Origin of the sequence: Comamonas sp. AG1104 (assembly GCF_003350425.1) — a bacterium.
Taxonomy (GTDB): Bacteria; Pseudomonadota; Gammaproteobacteria; order Burkholderiales; family Burkholderiaceae_C; genus Comamonas; species Comamonas testosteroni.
The window spans coordinates 1-1,767 of sequence record NZ_QQAS01000020.1 but is presented as its reverse complement, the minus strand read 5'-3'; the positions used below and the strand labels follow the sequence as shown (position 1 = coordinate 1,767).

Genomic DNA, 1,767 nt, shown 5'->3' with positions numbered 1-1,767 from the left:
CCGTAATCGGCCACCGAGAAGATCGGTGCCTCGGGGTCCTTGTTGATCGCCACGATCACCTTCGAGTCCTTCATGCCCGCCAGATGCTGGATCGCACCCGAGATGCCGCAGGCAATGTACAGCTGGGGCGCCACGATCTTGCCCGTCTGGCCCACCTGCAGGTCGTTGGGCGCGTAGCCCGCATCGACAGCCGCACGGCTGGCACCGATGGCCGCACCCAGCTTGTCGGCCAGGGGGGTGATCACTTCGGTGAACTTCTCGGCCGAGCCCAGAGCACGGCCGCCGGAGACGATGATCTTCGCTGCCGTCAGTTCGGGACGGTCGCTCTTGGTCACTTCACGGCCCACAAAGGCGCTCTTGCCGCTGTCGGCCACAGCAGCCGCCGTTTCCACCGCCGCCGAGCCGCCAGTGGCAGCCGCTGCATCAAAGCCCGTGGTACGCACGGTGATGACCTTGACGGCATCGGCAGACTGCACGGTGGCGATGGCGTTGCCCGCGTAGATGGGGCGCTCGAAGGTGTCGGCGGAGTCGACCTTGGTGATGTCGCTGATCTGGGCCACGTCCAGCTTGGCGGCCACGCGAGGAGCCACGTTCTTGCCCGAGGCGGTCGAGGGGAACAGGATGTGGCTGTAGTTGCCGGCACCATTCCCAGCAAGTGCCAGCACCTGGGCCGCCACGTTCTCGGCCAGGCCGTCCTTGAGGCTGGCGCCGTCGGCGTGGATGACCTTGGAGACTCCGGCGATCTGGGCGGCAGCAGCGGCTGCAGCGGCGGCGCCTTCGCCAACCACCAGCACATGCACATCACCGCCGCAGGCCTTGGCGGCCGTCACGGTGTTCAGGGTCGCGGTCTTGATCGAAGCGTTGTCGTGTTCTGCAATAACGAGAGAGGTCATTTCAGTCGTCTTTCTCTAGAATTTTTCATGGTGCCTGCATCACCCGCAGCCGGCCAATCTGGCGCGGCTCAAGCGCGAGACACCGAGGAAGGGCCGCCCCGCACCGAGGGTGTCGTCCCCCTGCGGGGGATGACGCGAGGCGGCTCAGGGGGCCTTAGATGACTTTCGCTTCGTTCTTGAGCTTGTCGACCAGGGCTGCCACATCGGCCACCTTGACGCCAGCGCCGCGCTTGGCGGGCTCGGAGACCTTCACGGTCTTGAGGCGAGGCGTCACGTCCACACCCAGGTCCTCGGGCTTGAAGGTGTCCAGCTGCTTTTTCTTGGCCTTCATGATGTTGGGCAAGGTGACGTAGCGAGGCTCGTTCAGGCGCAGGTCGGTGGTGATGACGGCGGGCGTGGACAGGGCCACGGTCTCCAGGCCGCCATCCACTTCGCGGGTGACGTTCACTTTGTCGCCGGCGACTTCGACCTTGGAGGCGAAGGTGGCCTGGGGCAGATCAGCCAGGGCCGCCAGCATCTGGCCGGTCTGGTTGGCATCGTCGTCGATGGCCTGCTTGCCGCAGATGACCAGACCGGGTTGCTCCTTGTCCACCAGGGCCTTGAGCAGCTTGGCCACGGCCAGAGGCTGCAGCTCGACATCGGTCTCGACCAGGATGCCGCGATCGGCACCGATGGCCATGGCCGTGCGCAGGGTTTCCTGACACTGGGTCACGCCGCAGGAGACGGCGATGACTTCGGTCACCACGCCTTTTTCCTTCAGGCGCACGGCTTCTTCGACGGCGATTTCGTCAAAGGGGTTCATGCTCATCTTGACGTTGGCGATGTCCACACCCGTGCCGTCCGACTTCACGCGGACCTTGACGTTGTAGTCCAC

Annotated in this window: 2 protein-coding genes; both read right to left on the bottom strand. The window is 65.1% G+C overall.

Going from position 1 to position 1,767, the window contains the following annotated elements; genetic code table 11:
- Positions 1–893 (bottom strand): electron transfer flavoprotein subunit alpha/FixB family protein (locus DFO48_RS25075; protein ID WP_147282779.1); only part of this gene is annotated, 893 nt, incomplete at its 3' end.
- A 154-nt stretch (positions 894–1,047) separates the two neighbouring features.
- Positions 1,048–1,767 (bottom strand): electron transfer flavoprotein subunit beta/FixA family protein (locus DFO48_RS25070; protein WP_233506528.1); only part of this gene is annotated, 720 nt, incomplete at its 5' end.